This window comes from Aphanothece hegewaldii CCALA 016, assembly GCF_003007785.1.
Taxonomy (GTDB): domain Bacteria; phylum Cyanobacteriota; class Cyanobacteriia; order Cyanobacteriales; family Microcystaceae; genus Chroococcus; species Chroococcus hegewaldii.
Genome location: NZ_PXOH01000001.1, coordinates 411,446 through 418,851, shown reverse-complemented (window position 1 = coordinate 418,851; position 7,406 = coordinate 411,446). Strand labels below are relative to the sequence as shown.

Below are 7,406 nucleotides of genomic sequence, written 5' to 3'. Positions count from 1 at the left end.
AATCTCATCACGGAAGCATCCAAGTACAGAGTGAGTCTGGAAAAGGCAGCACTTTTATGATTCGCTTACCAATTGAAAGTACAGCACCATAACTCAGAGATCAATTCAATCACAAAATTTTTTCCTAACACTTTGAGCGATCGCATCAGCAGGTAAAATTAAAGAAATTAATAAAATCGATAACAAAACGAACAAATAGCTAAGTTTCATCGGATCACCTTTTAAAATTAATATTTAAGAGCGCAAGACACGAGAAGAATTTAAAATCGCCAATAAGGCTACACCGACATCAGCAAAAACCGCCTCCCATAAGGTCGCTACACCAAAAATCCCTAAGATGATAAATAAAGCTTTGATACCCAAAGCGAAAGCAATATTCTGGATTACAATACTGCGAGTCTTACGGGCAATCTGAATCGCTTCTGCTACTTTTGAAGGTGCATCTGTCATCAGTACAATATCTGCTGTTTCTATTGCTGCATCAGAACCCAATCCACCCATTGCCATTCCGACATCTGCTATTGCGATGACTGGTGCATCATTAATCCCATCTCCAATAAATGCAACTTTACTTTTTTTCCCTGATTGGCGTAACAGTTTTTCAACAGCATCGACTTTATCTTCGGGTAATAATTCTGCTTGATAGCCATCTAAACCGAGTTGATTAGCGATATTTTGTGCAACAGTTTGATTATCTCCTGTTAGCATCATCGTACGTTCTACACCCGCACGACGTAGCTTGATAATGGCATCTGACGCATCTTCTTTGAGTTCATCCGCAATGAGGAGATAACCTGCGTAACAGTTATCTACTGCTAAATGAACTACGGTTCCTGCTACATTACAATTATCATGTGGGATGTTTTCTCGATGTAAGAGACGATCATTTCCTGCAATCACAACTTTATTGTTTACTCTTGCTCGGATTCCGTGACCTAGAATCTCCTCATAATCTGTAACTTCAGTGCTATCTAAAGGTTTACCATAAGCCTTCCGAATCGATTGTGCGACAGGATGATTAGAATTGGCTTCGATTTTTGCGGCTAAAGTCAGTAATTCGGGTTCACTAAATCCGTTATAGGGAGCAATCTTCGTCACTTGAAAAACCCCTTTAGTTAGTGTTCCAGTTTTATCAAAAACAACGGTTTTCACATCCGTCAGGGTATCGAGAAACGTTGCACCTTTAACCAAAATTCCTCGTTTGGCAGCACCTCCAACACCGCCAAAATACCCTAATGGAATACTAATCACTAAACCACAGGGACAAGAAATCACCAGTAATACTAACGCACGATAGACCCATTCTTGATGGGTAGCCCCTGGAATAAATAAGGGTGGCAGAAGTGCTACAGCAAGAGAGATAAAGACAACAGCAGGTGTATAATAACGAGCAAAACGACTGATAAATTTTTCGGTTTCTGCTTTTTTACTGCTGGCATTCTCAACTAAATCCAAAATCTTAGCGACTGAAGATTCGGCAAAAAGTTTAGTGACTCGAAGCGTTAAAACACCAGATTGATTAATCGTACCTGCTAAGACAACATCTCCAACATTGACCGAACGTGGCACCGATTCACCCGTCAGTGCAGAAGTATCAATAAAAGAAATTCCATCAATAATCTCGCCATCTAGCGGAATCTTTTCCCCTGGTTTGACTAAAATAATATCTCCAACTTCCACAGTTTCAGGAGAAACGGGTTTAATTTCACCATTAATTTTTAGATTAGCCACATCTGGACGAACTTCTAAAAGTGCTTTAATCGAACGACGAGAACGACCAACCGCTAATTCTTGAAATAACTCGCCAACTCTAAAAAACAACATTACAGCAACCGCTTCAGGCAATTGATGAATTGATATTGCGCCAATTGTGGCAATCGACATTAAAAAGTTTTCATCAAAAAATTTGCCTCTTGTCAGATTTTTTCCAGCCGACATCAAGACACCCCATCCTGCTAAAAGATAAGCAGGAATAAAGATTAAATATTCAAGCCAAGAGTAGGAAGAAGCGTGTAACTTGTCTTCAAAAATAATGCCAGTAATTAATAAAGCAACAACAATGCCAATCGGAATGAGTTCTTCTTTTAGACTAAAATCTCCTGAACCATGACTGTGATCGTGGTCGTGATTGTGATTATGATTCTCATGTTCTTCAGACTCATGAGCATCGTGACTACAGCTAGAACAACCACCTGTATTAGCTTTAGATACCTTCATAAAAATTATTCGACATATGAACGATTATTCATAGTTTACTTGAAAAAAGAGAAAAATGAACCATGAATATTTTGAGAATCATAATAATTATCATCATTGACTTACTCAATTTTAGAGTTTTTTAAAATAAAAATAATTCCTACAAAAGATAAAAAATAGACGGTCTTGTTATGCTACATTCTTCAATTATGAGAAAATTATGAGTAAAATTGAAGCCTTATGTCTTTAACTCCTCACACTCCGAGCTTGAGCGAAGTTCACCGCAGTATCAAAATTCCCGAAAGAAAAGGCTTTTGGCGTAAAATGTTGGCTTATGCTGTCCCTGGGTATCTCGTATCAGTTGGCTATATCGATCCTGGTAACTGGGCAACTGATATCGCAGGTGGCTCAAAATTTGGCTATACGCTATTATCGAGAGATGGCGCGGGAAAACCCACTCCTTCAGGGGTGGGATGCGCCTTGCGCCTTAACTTCCGCTTTAAATGAATCTATGTTACAATGTTTATGTTGATGTACTTGACATAAAATGCTGGTTGTTGAGTTTAAGGTTAGAGCTAAAAAAGAACAGTATACAGCGATAGATGAGGCAATTCGTACCGCTCAATTCATCCAAAATAAGTGTTTAAGATATTGGATGGACAATGAGAAAGTTGGAAGATACGACCTCAATAAATATTGTCGTGTATTGGCGAAATTATTTAGCTTTGCCGAACAATTAAACTCTCAGGCTAGGCAGTCAAGTGCTGAACGAGCTTGGTCAGCCATCTCTCGTTTTTACGACAACTGCAAGAAAAAAATATCTGGTAAAAAAGGCTATCCATGTTTTAAGAAAAACTGCCGTTCTGTAGAGTATAAAGAAACGGGATGGAAGTTAGACTTAAATACCAGAAAAGCGATTACTTTTACTGACAAGAAAAATATTGGAAGACTAAGACTTGTCGGTTCATATGATTTACACTTCTATCCTGTTGAATCAATTAAACGGGTTAGATTGGTGCGTCGTGCCGATGCCAATTCATCCTTGCAGTTGATGTAAAAATTGAGCGAAAACCAACTAATCAGACAATTGGATTAGATGTCGGTCTTGAGTCGTTTTACACGGATGACCGAGGCGATAAAGTAGACAATCCAAGATTTTTAAGAAAAGGAGAAAAGAAACTTAGAAAACTTCAAAGAAGACTTTCAAGGAAAAAGAAAGGTTCTTCTAATAGGAAAAAAGCAAGACAAAAAATAGCTAAGGTTCATCTTAAAATAAGTAGACAGCGAAAAGAGTTTGCTAAGAGAATAGCTCACTCCGTGATTCACTTCTCAGATGTGATAGTCTACGAAGATTTAAGAATCAAGAACTTAGTTAAAAATCACTGTCTTGCTAAGTCAATAAATGATGTGGCGTGGTATCAGTTTCGAGAATGGTTAGAGTATTTTGGGTCTAAGTACGGCAAAATAACGATTGCTATACCTCCTCAATACACTTCTCAAAACTGTTCGAGTTGTGGAGAAATTGTCAAAAAATCTCTTTCAACTAGAACTCATGCTTGTGTTTGTGGTTGTGCTTTAGATAGAGACGAAAATGCAGCCCGCAACATTTTAAAACTAGGATTGAGTACCGCAGGACATACGGGAACTTACGCTTTGGGAGAAGATGCCGCTACTTTGATTGAAGCAATTCAATTAGAGCAAGTAACTTCGTAGAACAAAGAATCCCCGTCATAAATGACGGGGAGTGTCAACCGTCATTCTTTTGTCAAATTTGATGGCGATCCTGCTTCAGTCGCTTTGTGTACGTTTAGGAGTGGCAACAGGACGCGATTTAGCACAGGCTTGTCGAGATTATTTTCCTCAAAAAGTTAGTTTGATTTTATGGATTCTCTGTGAAATTGCGATCGCTGCTTGTGACTTAGCTGAATTACTGGGAAGTGCGATCGCTCTACAACTACTTTTTGGGATTCCTTTATTATGGGGAGTTGGCATAACAGCATTAGATGTATTAATGTTATTATTTCTTCAAGGAAAAGGATTTCCCTATGTCGAAGCTTTAATTATTACTCTGATTATTACAGTAGCAATTTGTTTTAGTGCTGAAATTTTCTTGGCTCAACCCAATCTAAGAGAAGTTTTACAAGGTTATTTACCCAATACAGAAATTATCCGTAATCCCGAAATGTTATATATTGCGATCGGGATTTTAGGGGCTACAGTCATGCCTCATAACTTATACTTGCATTCTTCAATTGTACAGACTCGTGATTGGGAACCTACTTCTAAAAAACGTTGGGAAGCGATTAAATTCGGCACGATTAATTCTACTCTAGCGTTATCTTTCGCGCTATTCATTAACTCAGCGATTCTCATTTTAGCAGCAGCAACATTTCATTTTTCAGGATATTCCGAAGTTGCAGAAATTCAAGATGCTTACCGATTATTATCCCCGCTATTAGGCGTTAGTGCAGCGAGTACCATTTTTGGATTAGCCTTATTAGCATCTGGACAAAGTTCGACTTTAACAGCAACTTTAGCGGGACAAATTGTGATGGAAGGGTTTTTACAATTTCGTTTAAAACCCTGGGTTCGTCGTCTAGCAACCAGACTTTTAGCCGTGATTCCTGCTTTAATTACGATTATCTTTTTCGGTGAGAGAAGTACAGGACAGCTTTTAATCTTCAGTCAAGTTATTTTAAGTTTACAATTGCCTTTTGCGGTAATTCCTTTAATTATGTTTACGAGTAACCGCCGTCTGATGGGAGAATTTGTCAATCCTACTTGGTTAAAAGTACTTGCTGGTGCAGTTGCTACCATCATTGTTAGCTTAAATGCTTGGTTGCTTTTACAAACTTTATCTAGTTTACTATTGATTTAGTTTACAAAAGCTGCTACTGAACAAAACTTTATAATTTTTTTGAATATAAAACTAATACAAATCTGTTTTATGGATAAAACATTGTAAAAACTATTAATATCGCATTTACAAGCAATGTGCTTTAAAGTGATCATAATTTCTTTACAAAGTATAGCTAAGATCTAAAAGAGTAATCTATTTTAGAGTTGGAATTTAAAGAATATAGAAAGATTAGTTAAGCCGATAATTTAGGGTGTATCTGTTAATCTTTACAAATTCTTGATTTTTGTTTTTTATAATCAAATGAGCTTGTTACATTTTATTTGTGTCAGTTAGGGATTTCAGATATTCAGATTCAAATTTTCTAAAAAATAAGTCAAAAATGCTTAAATTAATTACCACTTTCTGGCTACGTCATATTCATCCTCGCTTAACGACACTAATCGCTACGATCGGTATTGTTGGGTTAGCAAGTTGTTTACTCATTCTTTTTATTGTTGCCCAACTCGCAGAAGAAGTTTTAGAAAAAGAAGCATTTGCTTTAGATAGCTCTTTTTTGTTGTGGTTACATACTTTTGCTAATCCTCATCTTGATACAGTCATGCTATTTATTACTAAACTGGGTAATCCTAATACAATTGTAAATGTTGCTCTTGTGACATTAGGGATACTTTTGTGGCGACGTTGTCAAGAAGAAGCAATAATCTTTGTTATTACCTGTTTGGGTGCTTTCATTTTAAATACAGAACTGAAGTTATTTTTTTCTAAAGTTCGTCCTCAACTTTGGGAACTTTTAATTACAGAAACATCTTTTAGTTTTCCCAGTGGTCACGCATTAGGATCTTTAGTCATATATGGATTTATTGGCTATGAGTTAGCAATCCATTATCCTAAATATGCTGCTTTAATTTACACTTTGGCTGTGATTTTAATTGCAGCAATTGGGCTCAGTCGGCTTTATTTAGGGGTTCATTGGCCAACCGATGTTATTGCAGGATACGGCGTTGGTTTTTTGTGGCTGATGCTTTGTATTACGATGTTAAAATTACTAAAGTTGAGATGGGTCAGACGACGAGAATCTGACCAAATCAACCGCTAAATTGAAAAGCATAATCAAGAAGACAATGCAGCATCTAAATCATCTCGTCCACACAGTTTACTTGATCAGTAGTCGTATCTTTTGTCGTTAACAAAATAAAACTTTGACAATTTTCCGAACGCAATTTTTTACATAAACTAATTCCATCTAACTTAGGTAACATTAAATCTAATAAAATTAGATCATATTGAATACATTGAGCATAATTTAACCCGTCAAAACCATCAACAGCAAGATCTACAGCGTGATTTTGATGTTTTAAGTCTTCGGCTATTGGTTTAGCAATACGCAGATCATCTTCAATAATTAAAATTTTCATAGCTTGGCTGACTATTTTTCGCTCAATAAATCAACAATAGGAAAAAGAAATTTAACTCCTTTTCCCATATGATTTTAAGCCATTGCCATCGACATTTGACGACAAGATTCAGCACACTGACGACACATTTCGGCACAAGCTTTCATTTGAGAATCATCTCCCATTTTTTCACAGTCAGAGGCACACTGTTCGCAGATTTCGGCACACAAACCACAGGTACGAGTATGGAGATGAGAACCTAATAACATAAAGTTGGCGCTCGTTTGACAGATTTCGGCACAGTTGAGCATTAGGCGAATATGATCAAGATCTGAGTGCATTCCACCTTTTTGTAAGCAATAAGTGACAGTATTTAAACAAATACTGTGACAATCTAAGCAATTTTGAATACAATGTTGAATTTCTTCATTAATTTGATACAAAGCTAATTGATGAGTCATGATTGTTACCTCTTTAATTATTTAATGTAAAGTTTGCAAAGTTTTTAACTCTGTGTCCTCATCCTAGTCAAGCCCTAACATCTTTACTTCTTTCTTTTGTCGTACTTCAAAGTTCTTACTATTGATGACCTCGATTTCATCCTAATTTCATTTTTATCTGTAAGGCTGAGGAGATTACTATTAATTAATCCATTTTTGCTCAAAGAGAAAAAATTTTCCGCTACCCCTTGACTCTCCAGTTGGCTAGAGACTTTAAGATAAAATTAATCACTTTATACAGGAATTTAAAGCAATGTCTTTTCAAGTTACCGTAACTGATATGGCTTGTTCTGCTTGTAGCGATACCATTACCAAAGCCATTCAAACAATTGATCCAACTGCTAAAGTTAACGCTGATCCAAAAACAAAACTCGTCAGTGTTGACACCCTAGCATCTTTTAGCGAAATTAAACAAGCCATTACTACTGCTGGATACACCGTTACTTAAAGGAGGGA

The 7,406-nt window shown here is 36.6% G+C and carries 7 protein-coding genes and 1 pseudogene; 5 read left to right on the top strand and 3 right to left on the bottom strand.

From position 1 onward, the window contains the following. Positions 1-234: 234 nt before the first annotated feature. On the bottom strand, positions 235-2,217 hold the full coding sequence (locus C7H19_RS01965; protein WP_106455197.1) for a heavy metal translocating P-type ATPase: 1,983 nt from the start codon (positions 2,215-2,217) through the stop codon (positions 235-237). A gap of 219 nt (positions 2,218-2,436) precedes the next feature. Here C7H19_RS01965 and C7H19_RS01960 point away from each other — a divergent pair, with 219 nt between their 5' ends. From C7H19_RS01960 to C7H19_RS01945, 4 genes and pseudogenes are all read left to right on the top strand, one after another. Beyond that, positions 2,437-2,703: a hypothetical protein gene (locus tag C7H19_RS01960; RefSeq protein WP_219907556.1), complete on the top strand. Its 267-nt coding sequence runs from the start codon at positions 2,437-2,439 to the stop codon at positions 2,701-2,703. A gap of 40 nt (positions 2,704-2,743) precedes the next feature. Further along, a pseudogene (locus C7H19_RS01955) lies at positions 2,744-3,909 on the top strand (RNA-guided endonuclease InsQ/TnpB family protein). Positions 3,910-3,940: 31 nt separating this feature from the next. Next, positions 3,941-5,074, top strand: coding sequence for an Nramp family divalent metal transporter (locus C7H19_RS01950; protein WP_245927215.1), 1,134 nt, complete (start codon positions 3,941-3,943; stop codon positions 5,072-5,074). A 361-nt stretch (positions 5,075-5,435) separates the two neighbouring features. Continuing rightward, the gene (locus C7H19_RS01945) at positions 5,436-6,152 is read left to right on the top strand and encodes a phosphatase PAP2 family protein (protein ID WP_106455196.1); all 717 of its coding nucleotides are present in this window, start codon (positions 5,436-5,438) and stop codon (positions 6,150-6,152) included. Between the two features lie 34 nt (positions 6,153-6,186). On the opposite strand, the gene C7H19_RS01940 is transcribed toward C7H19_RS01945, so the two are convergent. Beyond that, complete coding sequence (locus C7H19_RS01940; RefSeq protein ID WP_106455195.1) at positions 6,187-6,471, bottom strand: response regulator; 285 nt, start codon at positions 6,469-6,471, stop codon at positions 6,187-6,189. A gap of 74 nt (positions 6,472-6,545) precedes the next feature. Further along, positions 6,546-6,911: a four-helix bundle copper-binding protein gene (locus tag C7H19_RS01935; protein WP_219907555.1), complete on the bottom strand. Its 366-nt coding sequence runs from the start codon at positions 6,909-6,911 to the stop codon at positions 6,546-6,548. 292 nt (positions 6,912-7,203) lie between these two features. Here C7H19_RS01935 and C7H19_RS01930 point away from each other — a divergent pair, with 292 nt between their 5' ends. Then, complete coding sequence (locus C7H19_RS01930; RefSeq protein WP_106455193.1) at positions 7,204-7,398, top strand: heavy-metal-associated domain-containing protein; 195 nt, start codon at positions 7,204-7,206, stop codon at positions 7,396-7,398. Positions 7,399-7,406: the final 8 nt, after the last annotated feature.

Bases quoted from the DNA above. Each gene is read 5' to 3' on its own strand.
- C7H19_RS01965 (WP_106455197.1), bottom strand. From the start codon at position 2,217: ATGAAGGTATCTAAAGCTAATACAGGTGGTTGTTCTAGCTGTAGTCAC.
- C7H19_RS01930 (WP_106455193.1), top strand. From the start codon at position 7,204: ATGTCTTTTCAAGTTACCGTAACTGATATGGCTTGTTCTGCTTGTAGC.
- C7H19_RS01960 (WP_219907556.1), top strand. From the start codon at position 2,437: ATGTCTTTAACTCCTCACACTCCGAGCTTGAGCGAAGTTCACCGCAGT.
- C7H19_RS01935 (WP_219907555.1), bottom strand. From the start codon at position 6,911: ATGACTCATCAATTAGCTTTGTATCAAATTAATGAAGAAATTCAACAT.
- C7H19_RS01945 (WP_106455196.1), top strand. From the start codon at position 5,436: ATGCTTAAATTAATTACCACTTTCTGGCTACGTCATATTCATCCTCGC.
- C7H19_RS01940 (WP_106455195.1), bottom strand. From the start codon at position 6,471: ATGAAAATTTTAATTATTGAAGATGATCTGCGTATTGCTAAACCAATA.